The organism is Streptomyces decoyicus, from assembly GCF_019880305.1.
Classification (GTDB): Bacteria; Actinomycetota; Actinomycetes; order Streptomycetales; family Streptomycetaceae; genus Streptomyces; species Streptomyces decoyicus.
In genome coordinates this window covers 5,611,812-5,635,249 of the sequence record NZ_CP082301.1, presented here as the reverse complement: position 1 = coordinate 5,635,249, position 23,438 = coordinate 5,611,812, and the positions used below count along the sequence as shown (strand labels likewise).

Here is a 23,438-nt window from a genome sequence, read left to right as displayed (position 1 = left end):
ACTTTGACGACAACTCCTAGAGAGGGTCGGGACCGGCGGCCGACAAGGCGATCACCGCCGCGGTGCCGTCCGTCCACAGGTCGGCGGCGGCCGCGTCCGGCCCCGTCAGCAGCGCCGCGTCGAACCGCTCCAACTGCGCCCGGTGTGCACCGTCCTCCGCGAGCCGGGTCCGCCCCTCGACCGCCACCACCAGGACCTCCTGCGGACCGCCGGCGCCCTCGGCACCGCCGTCGGCCGGCCGCCGCGGCCACACCACCCGGCTTCCCCGCGCCATCTCCACGGCCGCCGCCGCCCGCCCCTCCCGGAGCATCACATTGAGGTTGACCACGGGACCGTCCAACAGGCGGGAGTCGGTGGCGGCGGCGCCGGGGAAGGCGAACGGGCGGCAGCGGTCCGGGAGGAGGTGCGGGGCGCCGTCCACCGTCAGCTCCAGCCCGGCGCCGTCGACGACGGTGAGGATCCGGCGGACGCCGGGCAGCGGCGAGTACGGCCCGTCCCGGGTGACGTCCGCCAGACTGACCCGCCAGGCGAAGGCGTCCCAGCCGGCGCCCGGCGGATGGACGGCGATCTCCCGGGTCACCCCGCCGCCGTTGCTCCATGGCATGGCGGGGCGCCCCTCCGCCCGCAGGATCCGCATCGTTCCGCCCCTCCTCAAGACCTGACGAATCGTCAGCCGTCAGACGGTCAGTACGACCTTGCCGAACAGCTCGCCCGCCGCCATCTTCGTGAACCCCTCACGCGCCCGGTCCAGCGGCAGCGTCGAGTCGATGACGGGCCGGATGCCCTTGGCCGCGCAGAAGCTGAGCAACGACGCCAGCTCCTCCTTGCTGCCCATCGTGGAGCCGACGATCTTCAGCTCCAGGAAGAAGATCCGGTTGAGCTCCCCGCTCTTCGGGGTGAAGCCGCTGGTGGCGCCCGAGATGACCAGAGTGCCGCCGGGGCGCAGCGACTTGATGGAGTGCGACCAGGTGGCCGCGCCGACCGTCTCGATCACCGCGTCCACCCGCTGTGGCAGCCGCTCGCCGGTCGCGAACACCGCCTCGGCGCCCAGCTCCAGCGCCCGCTTGCGCTTGGCCTCGTCCCGGCTGGTGGCGAAGATCCGCAGCCCCGCGGCCGCGCCCAGCACGATGGCGGCGGTCGCCACGCCGCCGCCGGCGCCCTGCACCAGCACGCTGTCCCCGGGCCGTACGCCCGCGTTGGTGAACAGCATCCGGTACGCGGTCAGCCAGGCGGTCGGCAGACAGGCGGCCTCCTCGAAGGACAGCTCCTTCGGCTTGGGCAGCACATTCCAGGCCGGGACGGTGACCTGCTCCGCGAAGGTGCCCTGGTAGCGCTCGGTGAGGATGGAGGGCTTCTCCTTGGGGCCGACGCCATGGCCGGTCTGCCCGATGACGGAGTGCAGGACGACCTCGTTGCCGTCCGCGTCCACTCCGGCGGCATCGCAGCCGAGGATCATCGGCAGGCTGTCCTCGGTGATCCCCACTCCGCGCAGCGACCACAGGTCGTGGTGGTTGAGGGAGGCGGCCTTGACGTTGACGGTCGTCCAGCCGGGGCGTACGTCGGGGGCGGGGCGCTCCCCCAATTCGAGGCCGTTCAGCGGCTGGTCGGGGTCGATGCGGGCGGCATAGGCAGCAAACATGATCCCAACGTAGGCCGCGGACGGGCGCTGCGGTACCGCGTACGGGTGTGACACGCACCGCGCCCCCGGTCAGCGGCCACCGGCACCACAACGGGCCGGGCCCGCACCGGTGAGGGTGCGGGCCCGGCCCGTTGGCGTACGACACCTGGCGCCGCGGTCAGCGGCGCGCCACGCCCTCCGCACGGGCGGCGGCCGCGACGGCGGCGGTGACGGCGGGGGCGACCCGCTCGTCGAACGGCGAGGGGATGACCCGGTCGGCGCTGAGTTCATCGGCGACGACGGCGGCCAGCGCCTCGGCGGCGGCGAGCTTCATGCCCTCCGTGATCCGCGTGGCCCGCACCTGCATGGCGCCGGCGAAGATGCCCGGGAAGGCCAGCACGTTGTTGATCTGGTTCGGGTAGTCGCTGCGCCCGGTGGCGACCACGGCCGCGTACTTGTGCGCGACATCCGGGTGGATCTCCGGGGTCGGGTTGGCCATCGCGAAGATCAGCGAGTCCTTCGCCATCTTCGCCACCGCCTCCTCCGGCACCGTGCCGCCGGAGACACCGATGAAGACATCGGCGCCCTCCAGCGCCTCCTCCAGCGAGCCGGTCAGCCGGCCCTTGTTGGTGAAGCCGGCCACCTCGCGCTTGACGTCCGTGAGGTCGCTGCGGTCGGCGGAGACGACGCCCTTGCGGTCACAGACCGCGACATCTCCGATGCCCGCCTCGATGAGGATCTTGGCGATGGCGACCCCGGCCGCGCCGGCACCCGAGATGACCGCCCGCAGCTGGCCGAGCGACCGGTCGGTGAGCTTGGCGGCGTTGCGCAGCGCGGCCAGCGTGACCACGGCGGTGCCGTGCTGGTCGTCATGGAAGACCGGGATGTCCAGTTGCTCCTGGAGCCGGCGCTCGATCTCGAAGCACCGGGGCGCCGAGATGTCCTCCAGATTGACTCCGCCGAAGGACGGGGCCATCCGGACCACGGTCTCGATGATCTCGTCGGTGTCGGTGGTGCCGAGCGCGATCGGCACCGCGTCCACACCACCGAACTGCTTGAAGAGGATGGCCTTGCCCTCCATCACGGGGAGGGAGGCCTCCGGGCCGATGTCGCCCAGGCCCAGCACCGCGGTGCCGTCCGTGACCACGGCGACGACCTGGGACTTCCAGGTGTAGTCGTAGACCAGCTCGGGCTGTTCGGCGATGGCGCTGCACACCTTGGCGACGCCCGGTGTGTACGCGAGGGACAGGTCGTCCTTGTCGCGGACCGGCACGGTCGCCTGGATGGCCATCTTGCCGCCGCGATGCAGCGCGAAAGCCGGATCGAAGGCGTCGGGCGCACTGCCCGCACCCGCACCGGTATTGCTGTCGCTGCGAGGATTGACGATCTCCGCTGCCACTTGTCTTACCCCTTTAATCGTAAATCTGCTGAGGGTGGCCACTCCCTGGTTGAGGGGTGGGCGGGCACCGCGTCCGCGCCCTGCACAGCAGATGACCGCCGCGCGCGGGGAGGTACGGACGCCGGGCGCGCCGCACACGCGCCCTGAGCCCCGGATGAGGGGTGTAACGAACCTTTCTACCGGACGGGCGCGGGACCCGACGAGTCAGATTCCCCACCCTCGGCTTCAGAGTTCCGACAATAACCGCAAAATGCGCAAAAAACTCAGAAGAGCTATGCCTTGCCAGTCCGGACTTCGAGACACCCGCAGCCGCCGGGCGGCCCGGGACATCCCGTGGCACGGGGGCTCCCCTTGCGGCACAAGGCCGCCGCCCCCGCCTCTCCGTCCGTTATCCGATTTTGACCATTACGACAGTCCGCATTCCGGAGTACGGATGGCAGGATTCCGTCACCAACCGAGGTCACGACGCTCGAAGGTGTGCCTCCGGCCCTTTTGTCACGTCGGCTTCTCCATCCGCAGGAGGATCAGCATGACCGCAAGCACCACCCGTCGCTCGGCCGTCGGCAGGTCTCGCACAGCCGTGGCCGCGGCGACCGCGGTCGCCGCCTCGCTGCTGTTGCTCAGCGCCTGCGGCGACCAGACGGACGCGGCCATCGCCAAACGTGAAGCGAAGAAGAACCGCAACGTCAATGCGCCGCTGTTCAAGAAGCTGCCCAAGGACGTCCAGGAAAAGGCCATGCTCCAGGTCGGTTCGGACATCACGTATAAGCCGGTGGAATTCCGCTCCAACGGCAAGGTCGAGGGCATCGATCCGGATCTCGCCGAGGCGATGAGCAAGGAGCTGGGCATCAAGCTCAACTTCAACAACGCCACCTTCGACACCCTCATGGGCGGCCTGAAGTCCAAGCGCTACGACATTGCGATGTCGGCGATGACGGACACCAAGGAGCGCCAGGAGGGCATCGACAGCAACACCGGCAAGAAGATCGGCCAGGGCGTCGACTTCATCGACTACCTCGACGTCGGTGTCTCGCTCTATGTCCAGAAGGGCAAGGCCAACGGCGTCGACGGCTGGGAAACCCTGTGCGGCAAGAAGATCGCGGTACAGCGCGGCACCGTCTCGCACGACCTGGCCAAGGACAAGTCGAAGGCCTGTGAGAAGAACGGCGAGCAGCCGATCACGATCGAGGCGTTCGACAACGACTCCGAGGCCCAGACCCGGCTGCGCACCGCCGGTGTGGACGCCGTCTCCAGCGACTACCCGGTCGCGGCGTACGCGGTGAAGGTCTCCGGTGGCGGCAAGGATTTCGAGATGGTCGGCGGCGCGCCGCTCAAGGCGGCCCCGTACGGCATCGCGGTTCCCAAGGGCAAGCAGCAGCTGCGTGATGCGCTCCAGGCCGCGCTGGAACTCGCGATCAAGAACGGCTCGTACGCCAAGGTCCTGGACAAGTGGGACGTCAAGGATGCCGCGGTCAAGAAGGTGGAGCTCAATGGCGGCTCCTGAGCCGCCGGAAGCCGTCCCGTCCCCTCCGCGCCCCTCCCGCCGAATGCTGAAAGGCAACACCCGTGTCAGTTGACGTCGACAAGTCGGCCCAGCCGCCGGCGGACGCTCCGCCGCCCCAGCCCGAGCCGATCAAAGCCATCCCGGTCCGCCATTACGGCCGCTGGGTGGCGGCGATCGTCGTCCTCGGTCTGATCGCCCTGCTCGGCCGGGCCTTCGCCTCCGGGAACGTCAACTGGGACGCCATCCCCGAGTACATGTTCAACGCGGACATCCTCAAGGGCCTCCGCAACACCCTGCTGATCACCGTGCTGTCGATGATCATCGGTGTCGTCCTCGGTGTGATCCTGGCCGTGATGCGCCAGTCCAAGAACCCGGTGACCTCGACCGTCGCCTGGTTCTACGTCTGGTTCTTCCGCGGTACGCCGGTCTATGTCCAGCTGTTCCTGTGGTTCAACCTGGGCCTCGTCTTCCAGTACATCGACATCATGCCGATCTACAAGGACGAGTGGTCGGACTTCATGACCCCGTTCCTGTGCGCGCTGCTGGGCCTCGGCCTCAACGAGGCGGCGTACATGGCGGAGATCTGCCGGGCCGGTCTCAACGCCGTCGACGAGGGCCAGACCGAGGCGGCGCACGCGCTGGGTATGAGCCACGCCAAGACGCTGCGCCGGATCGTGGTGCCGCAGGCGATGCGCGTGATCGTGCCGCCGACCGGCAACGAGGTCATCAACATGCTCAAGACGTCCTCGCTGGTCATCGCCGTCCAGTACTACGATTTGCTACAGGCCGCGCAGAACGTCGGACGGGACTCCGGTGTCGTCGTGGAGATGCTGATCCTCGCCGCCGTCTGGTACCTGATCGCCACCACGGTGCTGAGCATCGGCCAGTACTACCTCGAGCGCTACTACGCTCGCGGCTCCAGCCGCCAGCTCCCGCTCACCCCGCTGCAGCGCGCCAAGTCGAAGCTGTCCGGCGGCTTCAACCGCCCCGGAGGTATGGGATGACCAGCAAGATCACGACGAGCAAGGCCGCCGGCACGAGCGGCGGTCCGATGGTCAAGGCCGAGGGCGTCCACAAGTCCTTCGGCGCGGCCCACATCCTCAAGGGCATCGACCTGGAGGTCGCGCCGCGGGAGGTCTTCTGCCTGATCGGCCCGTCCGGCTCCGGCAAGTCGACGTTCCTGCGCTGCATCAACCACCTGGAGAAGGTCAACGCCGGCCGGCTGTCCGTCGACGGCGAACTGGTCGGCTACCGCGAGCACCACGGCAAGCTCTACGAGCTGCGCGACAGGGAGGTCGCCGCCCGCCGCCGCGATATCGGCATGGTCTTCCAGCGCTTCAACCTCTTCCCGCACATGACCGCGGTGGAGAACATCATGGAGGCGCCGATCCAGGTCAAGGGCGAGTCGAAGTCCGCCGCCCGGGAGCGGGCGCTCAAGCTCCTGGACCGCGTCGGCCTGTCCGACAAGGCCGCGAACTACCCCTCGCAGCTCTCCGGCGGCCAGCAGCAGCGCGTCGCCATCGCCCGTGCGCTGGCGATGGAGCCCAAGCTGATGCTCTTCGACGAGCCGACCTCGGCCCTCGACCCGGAGCTGGTCGGTGACGTCCTGGACGTCATGAAGGACCTGGCCGCGGACGGTATGACGATGATCGTCGTGACCCATGAGATGGGCTTCGCCCGCGAGGTCGGCGACTCGCTGGTCTTCATGGACGACGGTGTGGTCGTCGAATCCGGCCACCCGCGCGAGGTCCTCGGCAATCCGCAGCACGACCGGACGAAGTCGTTCCTGTCGAAGGTGCTGTAGCAACGGCGCGGCGGCGCGGCGCGGGCCGCGGCGGCTCCGGCCGGTGCGGCCGGTGCGGCCGGCGCGGCACCTCCGGCCACGGCCGTGCGGATCACTCGCCGCCGTGGGACCCTCGCCGCCGTGGGGGCCCTCGACCTCGCGGGGGCCCCTCGCCCTCGCGGCGGATTCTTCCTCCCGCGGCGGGACCTTCTCCTTCCGGAGAGCGTCCCGCCGCGGTTCGTCGTTCCGTTCCGCCCCCACGCCACCGCGGCGCGTCATGGCCCTACTTCAGGCCCAGCACCAGCGCATCCGTGGGCGAGGCCCATACCGGCCGGGCCTCCGCGAAGCCGGATTCGCGCAGGACGGCCGCGTGCCATGCCGCCGAGGGGGTGTCGCCGTCCGCGTGCTCGCCGTAGATCTCGAAGCGCTCGGCGGTCGGCGCGGCCAGCCGCGGGTCGGCAGCGGCCAGCTGCCACCACTCGGCCCAGCCGACGGCGCCGGACGCCTTCGCCTCTTCCATGCGCGCATGCCGGAAGGCCCGCTCGGCGGCGTTGATCCGCGGGGTGCCCTCCTCTGGCATGTGGTCGGCGTTCATGAAGACCCCGCCGTCCCGCACCAGGGTGCCGAGCTGCCCGTACAGCCCCCGGAGGTCCTCGGTGTACAGCCAGTGCAGCGCGGTGGCGGTGAGCACCGCGTCGTACGAGTCGTGCGGCAGCTTCTCCGTCCACCGGGGGTCCTTGAGATCGGCCCGTACGAAGCGGACCCGGGACTCGCCTTCGAAGTACCCTTCCGCGATGGCCAGCAGCGCGGGATCCAGATCGACGCCCACACTCTCGGCCTTGGGGAACCGCTTCAGCAGGCGGTCGGAGATACTTCCCGTACCGCACGCGAGGTCCAGAACCCGGGGCTCGGGGCCCACCAGCGCCTCGACCATGTCCAGCATCACCCGGAACCGCTCCTCGCGGTCGGGGAGGTACCACTCCTGCTGGCGGTCCCAACTGTTCTGCCACGCCTGCCAATCGGCGCCGACGACGGTCTCGGTCATCGCTTCCCCTTCAGGCCGTAATACCCTCGTACTAAGGACACCCCTTACTACGAGCAAGTACCCGCACCCTAGCCCCCGCCCGTAAGGACTACAAGTGGAACTGGCCTATTACTCGGACTATGCCGTGCGACTGGTCAACACCGAGCAGCCCGAGCGCGGCACCGACAGCCTCACCTCGGTCGAGGTCGTCCGTGAACTCTTCGGCCCCGCCCAGCAGGCCGCCCGGCGCGCGACCGACAGCGACGTGACCCGGCTGCGCACGGTCCGCGCCCGGCTGCGCGCCGTCTTCGAGGCCGCCGACGCCGGCGACGAGGTGCTGGCCGTGGACCTGCTCAACGCCCTGATGATGGAGTTCCCCGTCAGCCCGCAGATCTCCGGCCACGAATACCGGGACGACAACGGCCGCCCCGACTGGCACATGCACATCGCCGACCACGCCGCCAACGCGACCGCCGGCTTCACCGCGACCGCCTGCATGGGCCTGGCCTTCCACCTCACCGAGCTGGGCGTGGACCGGCTGGGCATCTGCGAGGCACGGCCCTGCCGCAACGTCTACCTGGACACCTCGACCAACCGCTCCCGGCGCTACTGCTCCGACCGCTGCGCGACCCGCGCCAATGTCGCCGCCTACCGCGCCCGCAAGCGCCTGGAGAGCGAGCGCTCGGCCCTCACCGGCCGGACCGCCGACACCACCCAGGACAGCACCCCGGCGACCGACCGCTGAATCCCCCGCGGCGGCCGCACCCGCACCCAGGCGCGGGCGAGGACCAGTTCGTCCGGAACCACCCCGAATTCCCGGCTGTCGTTCTCGACGAACGGATTGTCCCCCTGCACCCACCAGCCGCCGTCGCGCCGCTGCACGGCCCGCTTGACGATCAGCAGATCCTGCCGGAACGGATGCCGCAGCACGATCACGTCACCGGGCCGCACCGCCGCCCCGTACTGCACCACCAGCTGATCGCCGGGCCGCAGTGTCGGCACCATCGACGGGTTGTAGACCTCGGCCAGCCCGAACGCGCGAAGGAGCCCGCCCCGCTCGTGCCCCGTCTCCGGGTCCTCGCCCCGCTCCGGCCCACGCTCATGCACCCGCTCCGGCATCCCGTACCTCCCGGCCCAGCCCCGGTCCGATCCGCTCACCGGTCCATCCTCCATCAGTCCCGCCTCGGCACCGGACTTTTGCCCTAAGACCCCCGGGCCGACCGAGAAAAGCCTTCCCGCACCGAGTAATCTCGCACCTGAGAAGACGATCACGAGGAAGGACTGAACATGCTTTCCCGCCTGTTCGCCCCCAAGGTGAAGGTCAGCGCCCACTGCGACCTGCCCTGCGGCGTGTACGACCCTGCCCAGGCCCGCATCGAGGCCGAGTCCGTCAAGGCCGTCCAGGAGAAGTACCAGGCCAACGAGGACGCGGACTTCCGCACCCGCGCCGTCCTGATCAAGGAGCAGCGCGCCGAGCTGGCCAAGCACCACGTCTCGGTGCTCTGGAGCGACTACTTCAAGCCCCCGCACTTCGAGAAGTACCCGGAGCTGCACCAGCTGGTCAACGACACCCTCAAGGCCCTCAGCGCCGCCAAGGGTTCCAACGACCCGGCGACCGGCCAGAAGGCCCTGGACTACATCGCCCAGATCGACAAGATCTTCTGGGAGACCAAGAAGGCCTGACCTCGGCCCAGGCGGCCTGACCCGCACTGCCGCGGGCCTCTCCGCCACCTGTCCGCGCCCGGTCCGCACACCGCCCCACAGGGCGTCCGTGACGGAGCGGGTGCGGTCTTCTTTTTTGGGGGCCGGGTGCGCCCCGCCCCCCGGTCGAGGAAGGCGAGGCCTGGAGCGGTGACGGTGACGGTGAACCAGTGCAGGTCGCCGCGAGCGCCCTCCAGGTCGGCGCGGCCCTGTTCATGCGAGCCCCGGTAGAAGCGAGGCACTCGGGCATGGCGGCGCCTTGGGCGGTGGCTCGGGGACCTCCGCTGCCCGCAAACGGGCGGAACACAAGGAGCCTCGGGTGGGCAACGCTCACGACGGCGCCGGCCCGCCGCCCCGTAGCCGCCCCCGGTGCAGACCCCCCGCCGCCATCCCCCTCACGGGCAGCTCGTCCGCCGTGGTGGGGGCCGGGCCGATGTCCTTGGCCGCTGCCGCTTTCCCGTAGCGGTTCGCCAGTGGGGCGGAGGTGAGGCCGTGGGCGAGGACGCTGAGCAGGACGGTGCAGGCGACTACCGGGACCACCGCCTGGGTGTCGGGGGACTTGAGTTCCTCGACCGCCAGCAGGCCGAAGATGATCGAGGCCAGGCCGCGGGGGCCGAACCAGCCCACGAACAGCACCGTTTTGGCGTCCAGACCGCTTCCCGTCAGACACAGCGCGACGGGCAGCATGCGGATCACCGTGAGGCTCAGTACGGCGTAGACCACGGCCTGCCAGGTGAAGTGGCCGAACGCCTCCGGCAGCAGGAGGGCGCCGAAGACCAGCCAGACCAGGACGGAGAGCAGCGAGGCGGTCTGCTCGACGTAGAGCAGCACCCGATGGGGGGCACCGTGCGTCGAGCCGAAGGCCAGGCCGGCGACGAAGGCGGCGACAAAGCCGTTGCCGCCGATCGCGAGGGCGGAGGTGTAGCCGAGGAGGGCCAGGGCCAGTACGCCCGCGCCGGCGAAGTCCTCGGCCGCCCAGCCGTTGCGGAGCGTGGTCCGCAGCAGCCATCCGGCGGCCAGTCCGACCACCGCCCCGTACGCGGCACCGGCGGCGAGCTGCACCAGGGCATGGCCGGTGGCGTCCGGTCCGGCGCTGCCCTCGGCCGCGGACACTCCGGCCAGGGCGAGCACCACCAGGGGTGTGGCGATGCCGTCGTTGAGGCCGCTCTCCACGTTGATGAGCCGCCGGATCCTCGCGGGCACCACGGGGTTGACCATCATCGTGGCGCCGAGCGCGGCGTCCGTCGGGGCGAGCGCGGCCCCGACGTACAGCGCGGCCCATCCCGAGACGCCGGGAAGCAGGACGGCCGCCAGCACCGTGCCCAGGCACACGCACAGGGGCAGCCCGATCCCCAGCAGCCGCAGAGAGAGGCCGAGTTCCGGGCGCAGGGCCCGGAAGGAGAGCCGCGCGGCGTCGGTGAAGAGCACCCAGACCAGGGTGATCTCCGCGAGTACCTTCACGGTCTCGTGCGGGAGGGGGAGGTCGAGGACGCCGGTGCCCTCGCCCAGCAGCAGCCCCAGCAGGACGAACGCGGCCGGAGCGGTCAGCTCGAAGCGCTCCATCCGCCGTGAACACAGGCACCACAGGAACAGCAGGAGCAGGACCAGGGAAAAGGTGCCATCCACAGAGGTCTCCAGGGCTCGGCCGCACCGGCTTTCGGGCACCCCCACTCTCGGCCATCGCCCCACGGCCCAGCGGGTCCCCGGAGGCCAGGACCGCGGCTTTCACACCGTTGGTGGACAGACCCGGCCGACGGGCCCCGCACGCGCCGCCGCACCGCCCCGTCGTTCCCGTGAGCGGACGGGCTCAGAAGCCCGCTAGCTCCCCACCGGCAGCCGCCCGTTGTGCCGCACGAGCCACGTCCGGTAGGCCTCGCTCGCCCAGGCGGTCTCCATGTACGAGGCGGTCAGATCGGCGAACAGGTCGTCGGACGAGGCGGCCAGGGTGTCGTCCTGGCGGCAGGCCATGAAGAGGCGGACGGCCAGCGGGTCGCCGTACAGGGGGCGGATCGCCATGCCGTGCCGGGGGCGGGCGGTCGGCTGGCAGGGGGTGACCACCTCACCGGCCGTGACGAGGTCCACGGTGGTGAGGTAGTCGCCGTGCACGACACGGGGGTTGATACCGGCCGCGGTCCAGATGCGGCGCAGTCCCGCCCATTCACCGTCCACGGTCGGGTCGACCATCCACTGGTCGTCGGCGAGGTCCGCCACCCTGATGACCGTCCTGGCGGCCGCGGGATGGGTGTCCGCCACCGCGATGAACTGCGGCTCCCTGGCGATGAGTTCGTGCTCCACCAGGCCCTCGGGGACCCGTAGGGGCGCGCCCTCGACCTCGTGGACGAAGGCGGCGTCGAGCTGTCCCGTCGCGACCATGTGGAGCAGCGCATTGGCGGACACATCGGTTCTTATCGTGGTGTCGGTCTCCGGCAGCCGGCGACGGAGCCGGCGCAGCCATCCGGCGACGGCAGGGCTGTTGGTGCTGCCGATGTGCAGCCGTGCACCCTGGTCGCGGTGCGAGGCCGACGCAACCTCGTCAATGAGTGCCCGCATTTCGGCCACTATCGGCCGGGCCCGGCACAGGACAGAATGTCCCAGTGGCGTGGGCCGGCTGCCGGTCGGTTCACGGAAGAACAGCTGGCCACCGAGGGCCTTCTCGATGCGGTGCAGCTGGGTCGTCAGGGAAGGCTGGGTCATGCCGAGCTGCCGGGCCGCCTTGCGTACGCTGCCGGAGTCCGCGATGGCGCACAATGCGCGAAGATGCCTTACCTCGAGCTCCACGTCCGGAGCATAACGACGTAGGCATACGTCACACCAGACTCTCAAACCTGTCGGAACGCGCTCTTTTTTCCGGGGTATTGGCTGGTGCTATCGCCACCTGGCATCTCTGTCTTCCGGGTGAACTCCGTCCAGACTCAACGGCACCAAGAAATCCGCAGGGCCCCGGTCGCCGCCCCACACGGCGACCGTACGGCCCTCGGAAATAAAGGAGCCCCCACATGAGATCTCCCAAGACGGCGCTGTCGGCGGCGCTCGGTCTGGGCCTCGTCGCCGCGCTCGCAGCCGCGGCGCCGGTTTCGGCAGCCTCCCCCTCCTCTCCCGCCAACTCCCCCCGCAGTACCACCGCTTCGATCGCGGCCTATAACGGCTCGGCGGCCGAGAAGGCCGACACCAAGGCGTTCTTCGAGGCCGTACTGAAGTCGGCCAAGGCCAAGATGAAGGCCCACCCGGACGCCGCCTCGGTGACCGTCACCTATGACGCCAGCGCGGCCCCGACCTTCGCGAACCAGATAGCCCAGAGCGCGTCGATCTGGAACAGCGCCGTCTCGAACGTGAAGCTCCAGGAAGGCAGCGGCGGCGACTTCCAGTACCGCGAGGGCAATGACGCCCGTGGCTCGTACGCCAGCACCGACGGTCACGGAAAGGGCTTTGTCTTCCTGGACTACGCGCAGAACCAGGAGTACAACTCCACCCGCGTGACCGCGCACGAGACCGGCCATGTGCTGGGCCTGCCGGACCACTACGAGGGCCCGTGCAGCGAGCTGATGTCCGGCGGCGGCCCCGGCACGTCCTGCCAGAACGCCCAGCCGGACGCGAACGAGCGCGCCCAGGTGAACCAGCTCTGGGCCAACGGCCTGGCGGGCGTCCACTTCGGCAAGGCCTCCTGACGTACCCCACAGGCCTGGTCACCTCACAGGCCGTGTGACGTGACGAAGTTCGGCGGTGGCCGGCGGATCCGACCGTGCTCACGGTGGTCGGAACCGCGCAACGGCCGGGGGCTGTCGAGAGCCGGGACCTGGCGGCCGGCGCTCGTACCCCACCAGCCCCCGCACCTCCTGCACCGCCCGTGCGGTGGGGCTCCCCCGGGAGCCCCACCGCTTTCGTCTGTCCACGGGCCCGCGCGGCGGACGTCAGCCCCAGAGCGCCTGCCCGGCGGCCACCCCGGCGAACGCCGCCGCCAGGCCGGCCAGCACGGTCCCCACGACATTGGCCGCCGCGCTCCCCCGTGCCCGGTCGGCGGCCAGCCGGAGCGTCTCGTAGGAGAAGGTCGAATACGTCGTCAGGGCACCGCACAGCCCCGTGCCGATCAGCAGCTGGAGGTGCGAGGAGGCCGCACCGGCGGAGGCCGCACCGGTCAGCAGGCCGAGGACCAGGGAGCCGACGACATTGACGGTGAAGGTCCCCCAGGGGAAGAGCACGTCGTGCCGGGACTGCACATAGCGGTCGGTGAGGAAGCGCAGCGGTGCTCCGACCATGGCACCGGCCACCACCAGCAGCCAGTTCACCCGCGCCCGCCCTCACCTGTGCCCGTGCCGTCCGTGCGCCGGTAGGAGAGCGTCTCGCACGGGTCGAGCGTCACCAGCCCGCCGACCGCGAGGAGTTCCTCCAGCCGCGGCAGGAAGCCCCGCACCCGCTCCTCCGTGTCGACGACGACGATCGCCACCGGCAGCTCCTCGCTCAGGGACAGCAGGCGCTGGGTGTGGACGATGCCCGAGGAGCCGAAGCCCTCGATGCCCCGGAAGACGCTGGCCCCGGCCAGACCGGCGTCGTATGCGCGGTGCACGATCTCCGCGTAGAGCGGCTTGTGGTGCCATACGTCCTCTTCGCCGACGAGGACCGTGAGCCGTAGCGCCGGGGTGCCGCCCGGGTGTGCCGTGCCGTGTGTCATGCCGTCCGCCGCCTCAGTTGGAGAAGTGCACGGGTGCCGGTCACCGCGGCCCCTACGGCCGCGAGCGCGGCGAGCACGGTGCCCGCCAGATAGGCCAGGGCCTCGGCCGGCCGCCCGGCGCCGACCAGCCGCTGGATGTCGACGGCGTAGGTGGAGAAGGTGGTGAAGCCGCCGAGGATGCCGGTGCCGAGGAAGGGGCGCACCAGCCGGTGGGCCGGCCGGACCTCGGTGATCACGACCATCAGGATGCCCATCAGCGCACAGCCGACGGCGTTGACGGTCAGGGTCGTCCAGGGGAAGGCGCCGTTCCCGGTGGGCCACAGGAGTGCGGCGCCGTAACGGGCCAGGGCACCGATCGCACCGCCCACGGCCACCACGCCGATCACCGGCCACTGCCCCTGCCAGGGCGCCGCCCGGCGGCCTCGCTCGTCCATGTGTCTCCCGAGATCATCGCCGTCTTCAGGCTAACCCTGCGCGTTTGACACCGCTAAACATGGGATGTTCCCATCACCGGTGGAATGGACGGACGGAAATCCCGGACGAAGGCTTCCGAAAAGCGTCCGAAGGCTTCCGCGAAGAGGGAGGACGGCGTCGATGCCGCTGCGCAGCACCGCCCGCACCAGCCTGGTCGATCTGGTCATCGAGCAGCTGGAGCGGCTGATCGCCGAGGGCGAGTGGGAGGTCGGGGCGAAGATCCCCGCCGAGCCCGTGCTGGTGGAGCAGCTCGACGTCGGGCGCAACACCGTCCGCGAGGCGGTCCGCGCACTGGTGCACACCGGGATGCTGGAACCGCGGCAGGGCGACGGGACCTATGTCCGCGCCCACAGCGATTTCGGCGCGGCCGTACAGCGGCGGCTGCGGCGGGCCGAGAACCTGGAGGCGTACGAGGTGCGCGCCTGCCTGGAGCGGGATGCGGCGCGCTATGCCGCCGAGCGCCGCACCGACGAGGACCTCGCCGCGCTGCACGGCGCGCTGGCCGAGCGCGAGCGGGCCTGGGAGAGCGGCGAGGTGGCCGCCTTCATCGACGCGGACGTGCACTTCCACCGCACGGTGGCGGCCGCCGCGCACAACAGCGTGCTGGCCGAGCTGTACGAGCACCTCAGCGACGCGCTGCGCGGCACGTTGCAGGCCGTGCTCGGCACCCCGCTGCCCGAGGCGGTACGCCATCAGCTCGATGAGCACACCGCCATCGTCGACGCCATCGAGGCACGGGACGCCGACGGCGCCGAGCGGGCCGCGCTGGCGCACCTCACGGAGGCGATGAACGCCCTGCGCGAGCCGCCCGCAGAGGACCGGGGCCGCACCCGCACCACCCACCACGGAGACGACGCGCATGCGTGACGCAGGAGGACCTGCAGCCGTGGCGGCAGAGCCCGCCGCCGGCATACCCGAAGGGCCCGGGACGGCGGCGCCCGGTACCGGCACACCCGAGGGGCCGGTTACCGCGGCGGCCGCACCCGCCGGTGCCTCCCGCGGCGTCACCGGGCGCCGCGCCCTGTACCTCGGCCTCGGTGTCGTCCTGCTGGCCCTGAACCTGCGCCCGGCCCTGGTCGCCGTCTCGCCGCTCGTCGGCACGATCCGCGACGACAGCGGGATGTCGGCCGCCGCCACCAGCCTGCTCACCGCGCTGCCGCTGCTCTGCTTCGGTCTGCTGGCGCCGGTCGCGCCACGGCTGGGGCGGCGGTTCGGCATGGAGCGGTCGCTGCTCGGCACGATGGCGCTGATCTGCGGGGGCACCGCGCTGCGGCTGCTGGACTCGGTCGTGGCGCTGTTCGCCGGCACGGTCGTGATCGGCGCGGGGATCGCCGTCGCCAATGTGCTGCTGCCCGGCCTGATCAAGCGGGACTTCCCGGCCAGGGCCGGGCTGATGACCGGCCTGTACTCGATGTCGCTGTTCGGCGGCGCCGCGCTCGCGGCCGGGGTCACGGTTCCCTTCCAGCAGGCCGTCGGCCTGAACTGGCGTGCCACGCTGAGCTGCTGGGGCGCCCTCGCGGTGGTTGCGCTGGTCTGCTGGCTGCCGCAGATCCGTACCCGTACCCGGGTGCCGGCGGCTGCCGCCCGCGCGGCGGCACACCCCGTACGCGGACTGTGGCGCGATCCGCTGGCCTGGCAGGTCACCGGCTATATGGGCTTGCAGTCGCTGAGTTACTACGCGGCCGCCGCCTGGCTGCCGACGATGCTCACGGACGACGGCATGAGCGCGGGCGACGCCGGCTGGATGCTCTCCTTCTCCTCGCTGCTGGGCATCACGGGCTCGTTCCTCGCGCCGGTGCTCGTCGGCCGCCGGCTGCGGGCCGGCGTTCTGGCCGCGGTCGGCGCACTGCTGTGCGCGGCCGGTTTCACGGGGGTGCTTCTCGCACCGGCCGCCGGCGCCTCCTTGTGGATGGTGCTGCTGGGCCTGGGCCAGGGCGCGGCGATCAGCCTCGCGCTGCTGTTCCTCGTGCAGCGTGCCCCGGACGCCCGGCACGCCGCCCAACTCTCCAGCATGGCCCAGTGCTTCGGCTACGTCCTGGCCGCCACCGGCCCGGCCGTCCTGGGCGCCGTGCACGATCTCTCCGGCAGCTGGACGGTTCCGCTGGCGGTCCTGCTGGCGCTGCTGCTGCCGCAGACCGCGGCGGGGTGGTGCGCGGCCCGGCCGCGGCAGGTGGCGGGGCGGTAGCGGGGGCCGGCGGATCTCCGTGAAGCGGGACACGGGGAGCGGGGAGCGGGGGGGGCGCCGGACCTACGCCGGGGATCTTCCGGCGGGGCGGGGCGTCGGGCGGGCGCCCCTCCCGAGGGTCATGCCAGGGCGGGCTCCGGTACGGGGCGGGGCCGGCTGATGTTCCGGGTCAGCAGCTCGGTGGCCTCCTTGACCCCGACCTCGCCGCCGCCGTCCCCGGCGGCCGGCAGCCGTCCGTCCGCGTACTTCAGCTCGGCCATCGCGGTCTCCATCGCGCGGTGCGCGGCGAACAGACAGGGGGTGCTGTAGATGGCCACATCGATGCCCAGCGCGGTCAGTTCGCTCAGCGAGAGCCGCGGGGACTTCCCGCCCGCGATCTGGTTGAACAGCAGCGGCTTGGCGCCGGTGACCTGACGGATCCGGCGGATCCCATCGACGCTGCGCACCCCGTCGACCAGCACGACGTCCGCGTCGGTCTCGGCCAGCGCCGCCGCCCGCCGCAGGATGTCGTCCTCCTCCGTGGCGTCCGTACGGGCCACGACGAGCAGCTCGCCACGGGCGGCCAGCACCAGATTCAGCTTCTCCAGGTACTCCTCCAGCGGCAGCAGCAGCTTGCCGTCCGCGTGACCGCAGCGGCGCGGCCGCTTCTGGTCCTCCAGGATCACCCCGCTCGCGCCGCTGCGCTCCAGGCGCCGCACCACATGACAGGCCACCTCGGGGTCGACATAGCCGTCGTCGATGTCCACCAGCAGATGGTGGCGCGGGAACGCGCCGCGCAGCCGCTCCACGAAGGCGGCCATGTCGGGCCAGGCGATGAACCCGATGTCCGGGAGTCCGTAGTACGACGCGGCGAAGCCGAAGCCGGACACGAAGAAGCCGTTGTAGTGCGCGGCGGCGATCGAGGCCGAGTACATGTCGTGGACGCCGATCAGCGGCGTCGTCCCCTCGGCCGCGATCTCGTCACGCAGTGCTTGTCCGTAGCGCAATGTGCTCTCCTCACAGAACCGGCGGGGACCGCGGTCCGGCGTCCGGGGCGCGCTCGGGAGCATGCTGAAGATCCCGGCGCCGCGGCCCTCCGGCCGCTGGGGAACTGGTCACGGCATATTTATCCGGCATATCGGCAAAATGCCTCTAACACGCCATGACCTTCCATGCCTTTCTCTTTGGACAGTCCGCCAGCCCCTAGAGCCAGCCGTTCCGCTTGAAGCCGCGGTGGATCACCCAGCAGAGGGCCACGACCAGCGTCATCACCAGCGGATAGCCGAACGTCCAGTGCTTTTCCGGCATGTAGTCGAAATTCATGCCGTACACGCCGCAGGCCATGGTCGGCACGGCCAGGATCGCGACCCAGGCACTGATCCGGCGCATGTCCTCGTTCTGGGCGACGGTGACCTGGGCGAGATGGGCCTGGAGTATGGAGTTGAGCAGTTCGTCGAAGGCGGTGATCTGCTCGGTGACCCGGTCGAGGTGGTCGGCGACGTCCCGGAAGTACGTCTTGATCCGGGGGTCGACCTGCGCCATCGGCTGGTTGGCCAGCCCCTGCATCGGCCGGTCCAAAGGGGCCACCGCGCGCTTGAGTTCCAGCAGCTCACGCTTGAGCTGGTAGATCCGGCCCGCCCCGCCGCTGCCGCGCACGGAGAAGACCTCGCTCTCGACGTCGTCGATATCGACCTGGACCGCGGCCGTGACATCGAGGTAGTCGTCCACGACGAGGTCGGCGACGGCATGCAGCACGGCGGACGGGCCGAGGGCCAACTGCTCGGGCACGCACTCCAGTTGCTCACGGAGCGGGCCCAGCGAGCCATGCCCGCCGTGCCGTACCGTGATCACGAAGTCGGTGCCGGTGAAGACCATGATCTCGCCGGTCTCCACAACCTCGCTGGTGTCGGTGAGCCGGTCGTGCTCGACATAGCGGACCGTCTTGAAGACGGTGAACAGCGAGTCGTCGTAGCGCTCCAGCTTGGGCCGCTGGTGGGCGTGGACCGCGTCCTCGACGGCGAGCGGATGCAGCCCGAACAACTCGACAATTCCGGCGAATTCCTTCTCGGACGGCTCATGCAGCCCGATCCAGACAAATCCACTGCCGGTTTCGCGGACCCGGCGGATCGCCACATCGGCCGGGTGATTGCCGTCCTGCCGCACGCCGTCCACGTACACCGCGCAGTTCACCACGGCGGTGCCGAGCGGCGAGCGCGCCGGGTGGCTGAGGTCGACCCCCCGGGTGCGCGGCTGCGGCAGCCGGACGGCCTTACGGAGGTTGCTGATCATCGACACCCGGCCAGTATGGCCCGCGGGGGGCCGTGAACGGTACGGCAAAGGGGCTGTTTTTACGCAGCGGGGCGGAGCGGGGACGCTCGGTTGCCGAGCGCTTTGCGGCACCGGGCGGAGCGTCGGCACCGGGTCGTCCGCCCCGGTGCCGGCCGCCGCTCCGCCCCGCTCCGTACAACCCGGCCTGGGGGTACGGGCCTTCAGGAGACCAGGGCAGGCTGCCGCTGTTCCGGACCCGCGCCGCCCTCCGGCGCCGCAGGCTCCACCGCCTCCGCCGCCTCCCGCGCGCGGATCCGCCGCGGCAGCAGGAACAGCAGGCCGAAGACGAGGACCAGGCCGCCGCAGACCCACCACAGGGCGTGGGTGGTGGCGCCGACGAAGGAGGCCCGCAGGGCGTCCGCGGCCCCGTCGCCCGCACCTGCGCCGCCCGGCTGCCCCGTATCGCCGACGACTCCGAAGAAGGCCACCGACGACAGTCCGAGGCCCAGCGCCGAGAACGGCACCCCGGTCAGCCCGGCGTGCAGCGGACCAGGAAGATCGGGCGCCATTCCAGACCGAATAGGTTGCCCTCGGTGAGCAGGGCGCCGATCAGCGGGCCGCAGACCGCGCCGAGGCCGATCACCGCGCCGAACATCCCGAAGACCTTGCCGCGCTCCTGCGCCGCAAAGATGACGTGGATGATCGCCAGCACCTGCGGCACCATCAGCGCGGCCATCGCGCCCTGGAGCACCCGCGCGCCGACCAGCATCCCCGGGCCCACCGCGAAACCGCACAGGGCGGAGGCGAGGGTGAAGCCGCCCATGCCGAGCAGGAACAGCTTCTTGCGGCCGTGGATGTCGCCGAGCCGGCCGCCGGTGATCAGGCCGAGGGCGAACGCGAGGGCGTAGCCGGCGGTGACCCACTGCACGGCGCTGAAGCTCGCGCCGGTGTCCCGCTGGATGCTCGGGATCGCGATATTGACGATGGTCGCGCCGACCAGGTCCATGAAGGCGGCCGTCAGGACGACGGCGAGCGCGATCCGGCGTCTGCGGCCGGCCGCTCGCGCGGCCGCGGCGGCCGTCTCGGGGGCGGCGGGGACGGACGTGGTCATGACGTTCTCCAGGGGAACCGTGCGGAAGGGAGCGGAAGCCGGTGCCGAAGCCGTATGTGCTGCGGATACCGGAGCCGATGGGCGCCGGGTGGTGGCCGGGCCGGCCGTCGGCGTCCTCGACACCAGGCGGGATATAGGACAGCTCCGGTCCTAGAGGGACCGGCATCATCGGTCCCATGAGTGAGACGTCGGCGCGACTGCTGAATCTGCTGTCCCTGCTCCAGACCCCGCGTGAATGGCCCGGCAGCGAGCTGGCCGGGCGGCTCGGGGTCACCTCCCGGACCATCCGCCGCGATATCGAGCGGCTGCGCGAGCTGGGCTATCCCGTGCACGCCACGATGGGCGCGGAGGGCGGCTACCGGCTGGCCGCGGGCACCGCCATGCCGCCGCTGGTGCTGGACGACGAGGAGGCGGTGGCCATCGCGGTCGGCCTGCGCTCGGCCGCGGGCCACACCATCGAGGGCATCGAGGAGGCGTCCGTACGGGCGCTGGCCAAGCTCGAACAGGTCCTGCCGGCCCGGCTGCGGCGACGGGTGGGCACACTCGGCACGGCCACCGTCCCCATGCCGGCCGGCGGCGGCCCGACCGTCGACCCGGAGCATCTGACGGTGCTCGCCGCGGCCATCACCAACCACGAGCGGCTGCGCTTCCGCTACCGGGCGGGCGCAGGACGGCACAGCAGGCGCCTGGTGGAGCCGCACCGCCTGGTCGCCTCGGGGCGCCGCTGGTATCTCGTGGCGTACGACAACGACCGCGAGGACTGGCGGATCTTCCGGGTGGACCGGCTGAGCGAGCCGTTCCCCACCGGCGTACGGACCCCGCCGCGCGAGCTGCCCGCCGCCGACGCGGGCGCCTATGTCCGGGAGCGGATGCAGGGGATGAGCGCGTCCCACCGGGCGGTGGCGACCGTGTGGGCACCGGCCGCGGAGGTGACCGCCCGGCTGGGCGGCCCGGCGGCGGGCGAGGTCGTCGCGGTCGGCGAGGCGTCCTGCCGCTGGCACAGCACCGCCGACTCGCTGGAGTGGCTGGCGCTCCGGCTGGCCATGCTGGGGTACGAGTTCACCGTCCACGAACCGCCGGAGCTGGCCGCGTATCTGCGGGCGATGGGCGGACGGGTGAGCCGTGCGGCGGGGGCCACGGCGGACGGCGACGAGGAGGGCGGGCAAACGGAAGGGACACGGTGACGCACGGAGGAATACCCTAGGGGGGTATATGGTTGACTCGGGTAACGCGCACCCGCAGCACACCGAGGAGCTGGCATGACCACCGCGGTCGAAGAGCACGGCGTCGAATTGGAGATCGGCGGGATGACGTGCGCCTCGTGCGCCGCCCGTATCGAGAAGAAGCTCAATCGCATGGAGGGGGTGACCGCCACCGTCAACTACGCCACCGAGAAGGCCAAGGTGACCGTGGCGGCGGGCAGCGGTGTGGCGGCCGCCGACCTGATCGCCACCGTGGAGCGGACCGGCTACACCGCGGTCCTCCCGGAGCCGCCCGCCGCGGCGCCGGAGGCCGCCGGACCCACCGGCGGCGAAGGCCGGGGCGGGACGGACGGCCAAGCCGACGGCGACGGGCCCGCCCCGCTCCGCCGGCGTCTGCTGATCTCCCTCGCCCTGTCCGTCCCGGTGGTGCTGATGGCGATGGTGCCGCCCCTCCAGTTCACCAACTGGCAGTGGCTTTCGCTGACCCTGGCCGCGCCGGTGGTGGCGTACGGCGCCTGGCCGTTCCACCAGGCCGCCTGGACGAATCTGCGGCACGGCAGCGCCACGATGGACACCCTCGTCTCGATGGGCACCCTCGCCGCACTGGGCTGGTCGGTGTGGGCGCTGTTCTTCGGCACCGCGGGCATGCCGGGGATGACGCACCCGTTCGAGCTGACCATCGCCCGCACCGACGGCAGCGGCAGCATCTATCTGGAGGCCGCGGCCGGGGTCACCACCTTCATCCTGGCCGGCCGCTACTTCGAGGCGCGCGCGAAGCGCAAGGCGGGTGCGGCGCTGCGGGCGCTCCTGGAGCTGGGCGCCAAGGATGTCGCCGTGCTGCGCGACGGCCGTGAAGTGCGCATCCCCACGGCCGACTTGAGGGTCGGCGACCGTTTCACCGTACGGCCCGGGGAGAAGATCGCCACCGACGGGACGGTGGTGGAGGGCTCCTCCGCCGTGGATGCCTCGATGCTCACCGGCGAGTCCGTCCCGGTCGAGGTCTCCCCCGGCGACACCGTCACCGGCGCCACCGTCAACGCGGGCGGCCGGCTGGTCGTCGAGGCCACCCGGATCGGCGCGGACACCCAGCTCGCCCGGATGGCGCGGCTGGTCGAGGACGCCCAGAACGGCAAGGCCGCGGCCCAGCGGCTGGCCGACCGGATCTCCGCGGTCTTCGTCCCGGTCGTGATCGCGCTCGCCCTCGGCACGCTCGGCTACTGGCTCGCCACCGGCGCGGGCGCGGTGACCGCCTTCACCGCGGCCGTCGCCGTCCTGATCATCGCTTGCCCGTGCGCGCTGGGACTGGCCACGCCGACCGCGCTGATGGTCGGTACCGGCCGCGGCGCCCAGCTCGGCATCCTGCTCAAGGGACCCGAGGTGCTGGAGTCGACCCGGCGGGTGGACACCGTCGTCCTGGACAAGACCGGCACGGTCACCACCGGTGTGATGACACTGACCGGGGTCCACCTCGCCGAGGGCGCCACCGAGCCGGAGGTGCTGCGGCTGGCCGGCGCGCTGGAGCACGCCTCCGAGCACCCCATCGCCCGCGCCATCGTCACCGGCGCCGAGCAGCGGACCGCGGAGGGCGACGCGGCGGCGGGCGCCCTGCCCGCCCCCGAGGACTTCACGAACGTCCCGGGCCTGGGCGTCCGGGGAGTGGTCGAGGGGCACGCCGTCCTCGTGGGCCGTGAGCAGCTGCTGCACCAGTGGTCCCAGTTCCTGACGCCCGAGCTGGCCGCCGCCAAGGCCGCGGCCGAGGCCGAGGGCCGTACGGCGGTCACCGTCGGCTGGGACGGTGCGGCGCGCGCGGTGCTGGTCGTGTCCGACGCGGTGAAGCCCACCAGCGCCGAGGCGGTGCGCCGGCTGCGGGACCTGGGGCTGACGCCGGTGCTGCTGACCGGCGACAACGAGGCCGTCGCGGCGGCGGTCGCCGCCGAGGTCGGGATCGACGAGGTGATCGCCGAGGTGCTCCCCGAGGACAAGGTGGCGGTCGTCGAGCGGTTGCAGTCCGAGGGCCGCTCGGTGGCCATGGTCGGCGACGGCGTCAACGACGCGGCCGCGCTGGCCCGCGCCGACCTGGGGCTGGCGATGGGCACCGGCACCGACGCCGCCATCGAGGCCGGTGACCTCACCCTCGTACGGGGCGATCTGCGCGCCGCGGCGGACGCCATCCGGCTGGCCCGTGCGACCCTCGGCACCATCCGGACCAATCTGTTCTGGGCGTTCGGCTACAACGTGGCGGCGCTGCCGCTGGCCGCGGCCGGGCTCCTCAATCCGATGATCGCCGGGGCCGCGATGGCGTTCTCCTCGGTCTTCGTCGTCGGCAACAGCCTGCGGCTGCGACGCTTCCGGGCGCTGTCCGGGTAGCGGAGAGTTCCGGGCGCTGTCCCGGGAGCAGGACGTTTCCGGGCGCTGTCCCGAACGCGGAGAGCCTCCGGGCGCGTCCCGGTGGTGGGAGAAGAGCCCCCGGGACGCGCCCGCGAGCGGAGCAATACCCCGGGGAGGCCGTGGCTCTCCCGTTGGA

Annotated in this window: 23 protein-coding genes and 1 pseudogene; 10 read left to right on the top strand and 14 right to left on the bottom strand. The window is 71.4% G+C overall.

What is annotated here, in order from left to right:
- Positions 1-16: 16 nt before the first annotated feature.
- The 3 genes from K7C20_RS24970 to K7C20_RS24960 all read right to left on the bottom strand — a co-directional run bounded on the left by K7C20_RS24970 (position 17) and on the right by K7C20_RS24960 (position 3,017).
- Positions 17-637 carry a HutD/Ves family protein gene (locus tag K7C20_RS24970; protein WP_053209426.1) on the bottom strand — a complete coding sequence of 207 codons (621 nt, stop codon included), beginning with the start codon at positions 635-637 and terminating at the stop codon, positions 17-19.
- A gap of 39 nt (positions 638-676) precedes the next feature.
- Complete coding sequence (locus K7C20_RS24965) at positions 677-1,639, bottom strand: zinc-binding dehydrogenase (RefSeq protein ID WP_030981782.1); 963 nt, start codon at positions 1,637-1,639, stop codon at positions 677-679.
- A gap of 157 nt (positions 1,640-1,796) precedes the next feature.
- Complete coding sequence (locus K7C20_RS24960) at positions 1,797-3,017, bottom strand: NAD(P)-dependent malic enzyme (RefSeq protein WP_030981781.1); 1,221 nt, start codon at positions 3,015-3,017, stop codon at positions 1,797-1,799.
- Positions 3,018-3,546: 529 nt separating this feature from the next.
- On the opposite strand from K7C20_RS24960, the gene K7C20_RS24955 reads away from it, so the two are divergent.
- From K7C20_RS24955 to K7C20_RS24945, 3 genes are all read left to right on the top strand, one after another.
- Positions 3,547-4,521 (top strand): ABC transporter substrate-binding protein, encoded by a 975-nt coding sequence (locus K7C20_RS24955; protein WP_030085996.1) that lies wholly within the window; start codon positions 3,547-3,549, stop codon positions 4,519-4,521.
- 62 nt (positions 4,522-4,583) lie between these two features.
- Positions 4,584-5,525, top strand: coding sequence for an amino acid ABC transporter permease (locus tag K7C20_RS24950; RefSeq protein ID WP_030085994.1), 942 nt, complete (start codon positions 4,584-4,586; stop codon positions 5,523-5,525).
- Between the two features lie 47 nt (positions 5,526-5,572).
- On the top strand, positions 5,573-6,325 hold the full coding sequence (locus K7C20_RS24945; protein WP_030085993.1) for an amino acid ABC transporter ATP-binding protein: 753 nt from the start codon (positions 5,573-5,575) through the stop codon (positions 6,323-6,325).
- A 262-nt stretch (positions 6,326-6,587) separates the two neighbouring features.
- On the opposite strand, the gene K7C20_RS24940 is transcribed toward K7C20_RS24945, so the two are convergent.
- Positions 6,588-7,349 carry a class I SAM-dependent methyltransferase gene (locus K7C20_RS24940; protein ID WP_053209425.1) on the bottom strand — a complete coding sequence of 254 codons (762 nt, stop codon included), beginning with the start codon at positions 7,347-7,349 and terminating at the stop codon, positions 6,588-6,590.
- Between the two features lie 94 nt (positions 7,350-7,443).
- Between K7C20_RS24940 and K7C20_RS24935 the strand changes: the two genes are divergently transcribed.
- Positions 7,444-8,073 (top strand): CGNR zinc finger domain-containing protein, encoded by a 630-nt coding sequence (locus tag K7C20_RS24935; RefSeq protein ID WP_030085990.1) that lies wholly within the window; start codon positions 7,444-7,446, stop codon positions 8,071-8,073.
- Here K7C20_RS24935 and sodX read toward each other — a convergent pair.
- Positions 7,977-8,447 (bottom strand): nickel-type superoxide dismutase maturation protease, encoded by a 471-nt coding sequence (sodX, locus tag K7C20_RS24930; protein WP_048829996.1) that lies wholly within the window; start codon positions 8,445-8,447, stop codon positions 7,977-7,979. The two genes, K7C20_RS24935 and sodX, sit on opposite strands and share 97 nt — an antisense overlap.
- Positions 8,448-8,615: 168 nt before the next feature.
- On the opposite strand from sodX, the gene sodN reads away from it, so the two are divergent.
- Positions 8,616-9,011 carry a superoxide dismutase, Ni gene (sodN, locus tag K7C20_RS24925; protein ID WP_030085982.1) on the top strand — a complete coding sequence of 132 codons (396 nt, stop codon included), beginning with the start codon at positions 8,616-8,618 and terminating at the stop codon, positions 9,009-9,011.
- A gap of 348 nt (positions 9,012-9,359) precedes the next feature.
- Here sodN and K7C20_RS24920 read toward each other — a convergent pair whose 3' ends face one another.
- Complete coding sequence (locus tag K7C20_RS24920) at positions 9,360-10,655, bottom strand: cation:proton antiporter (protein ID WP_048829995.1); 1,296 nt, start codon at positions 10,653-10,655, stop codon at positions 9,360-9,362.
- A gap of 192 nt (positions 10,656-10,847) precedes the next feature.
- On the bottom strand, positions 10,848-11,807 hold the full coding sequence (locus K7C20_RS24915; RefSeq protein WP_030085978.1) for a LysR family transcriptional regulator: 960 nt from the start codon (positions 11,805-11,807) through the stop codon (positions 10,848-10,850).
- A 218-nt stretch (positions 11,808-12,025) separates the two neighbouring features.
- Here K7C20_RS24915 and snpA point away from each other — a divergent pair, with 218 nt between their 5' ends.
- Positions 12,026-12,694 (top strand): snapalysin, encoded by a 669-nt coding sequence (gene snpA, locus K7C20_RS24910; RefSeq protein ID WP_030085977.1) that lies wholly within the window; start codon positions 12,026-12,028, stop codon positions 12,692-12,694.
- A gap of 243 nt (positions 12,695-12,937) precedes the next feature.
- Here the strand turns inward: snpA and crcB (K7C20_RS24905) are convergent, their stop codons facing one another.
- From crcB (K7C20_RS24905) to crcB (K7C20_RS24895), 3 genes are read right to left on the bottom strand one after another with little or no spacing between them, the layout of a single operon-like run.
- The gene (crcB, locus tag K7C20_RS24905; RefSeq protein WP_030085976.1) at positions 12,938-13,312 is read right to left on the bottom strand and encodes a fluoride efflux transporter CrcB; all 375 of its coding nucleotides are present in this window, start codon (positions 13,310-13,312) and stop codon (positions 12,938-12,940) included.
- Complete coding sequence (locus K7C20_RS24900) at positions 13,309-13,695, bottom strand: DUF190 domain-containing protein (protein ID WP_030085974.1); 387 nt, start codon at positions 13,693-13,695, stop codon at positions 13,309-13,311. Before K7C20_RS24900 ends, crcB (K7C20_RS24905) begins: the two co-directional genes overlap by 4 nt.
- Complete coding sequence (crcB, locus tag K7C20_RS24895; protein WP_030085973.1) at positions 13,692-14,129, bottom strand: fluoride efflux transporter CrcB; 438 nt, start codon at positions 14,127-14,129, stop codon at positions 13,692-13,694. The genes K7C20_RS24900 and crcB (K7C20_RS24895) overlap by 4 nt, the downstream gene beginning before the upstream one ends.
- 160 nt (positions 14,130-14,289) lie before the next feature.
- On the opposite strand from crcB (K7C20_RS24895), the gene K7C20_RS24890 reads away from it, so the two are divergent.
- Positions 14,290-15,036 carry a FadR/GntR family transcriptional regulator gene (locus tag K7C20_RS24890; protein ID WP_048829994.1) on the top strand — a complete coding sequence of 249 codons (747 nt, stop codon included), beginning with the start codon at positions 14,290-14,292 and terminating at the stop codon, positions 15,034-15,036.
- 19 nt (positions 15,037-15,055) lie between these two features.
- Positions 15,056-16,354 carry a CynX/NimT family MFS transporter gene (locus K7C20_RS24885; RefSeq protein ID WP_245171306.1) on the top strand — a complete coding sequence of 433 codons (1,299 nt, stop codon included), beginning with the start codon at positions 15,056-15,058 and terminating at the stop codon, positions 16,352-16,354.
- A gap of 119 nt (positions 16,355-16,473) precedes the next feature.
- Here the strand turns inward: K7C20_RS24885 and K7C20_RS24880 are convergent, their stop codons facing one another.
- The 4 genes and pseudogenes from K7C20_RS24880 to K7C20_RS38400 form a co-directional block, all read right to left on the bottom strand.
- Positions 16,474-17,340 carry an isocitrate lyase/PEP mutase family protein gene (locus K7C20_RS24880; RefSeq protein WP_030085965.1) on the bottom strand — a complete coding sequence of 289 codons (867 nt, stop codon included), beginning with the start codon at positions 17,338-17,340 and terminating at the stop codon, positions 16,474-16,476.
- A 196-nt stretch (positions 17,341-17,536) separates the two neighbouring features.
- The gene (locus tag K7C20_RS24875; protein WP_030085963.1) at positions 17,537-18,622 is read right to left on the bottom strand and encodes a magnesium and cobalt transport protein CorA; all 1,086 of its coding nucleotides are present in this window, start codon (positions 18,620-18,622) and stop codon (positions 17,537-17,539) included.
- A gap of 200 nt (positions 18,623-18,822) precedes the next feature.
- Positions 18,823-19,170 carry a hypothetical protein gene (locus K7C20_RS38405; RefSeq protein WP_053209424.1) on the bottom strand — a complete coding sequence of 116 codons (348 nt, stop codon included), beginning with the start codon at positions 19,168-19,170 and terminating at the stop codon, positions 18,823-18,825.
- Positions 19,134-19,712 (bottom strand): annotated as a pseudogene (locus tag K7C20_RS38400) (MFS transporter); the annotation flags it as partial. The gene K7C20_RS38405 and the pseudogene K7C20_RS38400, both read right to left, overlap by 37 nt.
- Positions 19,713-19,888: 176 nt before the next feature.
- On the opposite strand from K7C20_RS38400, the gene K7C20_RS24865 reads away from it, so the two are divergent.
- Complete coding sequence (locus K7C20_RS24865; protein ID WP_053209423.1) at positions 19,889-20,896, top strand: helix-turn-helix transcriptional regulator; 1,008 nt, start codon at positions 19,889-19,891, stop codon at positions 20,894-20,896.
- Positions 20,897-20,971: 75 nt separating this feature from the next.
- On the top strand, positions 20,972-23,281 hold the full coding sequence (locus tag K7C20_RS24860) for a heavy metal translocating P-type ATPase (protein ID WP_053209422.1): 2,310 nt from the start codon (positions 20,972-20,974) through the stop codon (positions 23,279-23,281).
- Positions 23,282-23,438: the final 157 nt, after the last annotated feature.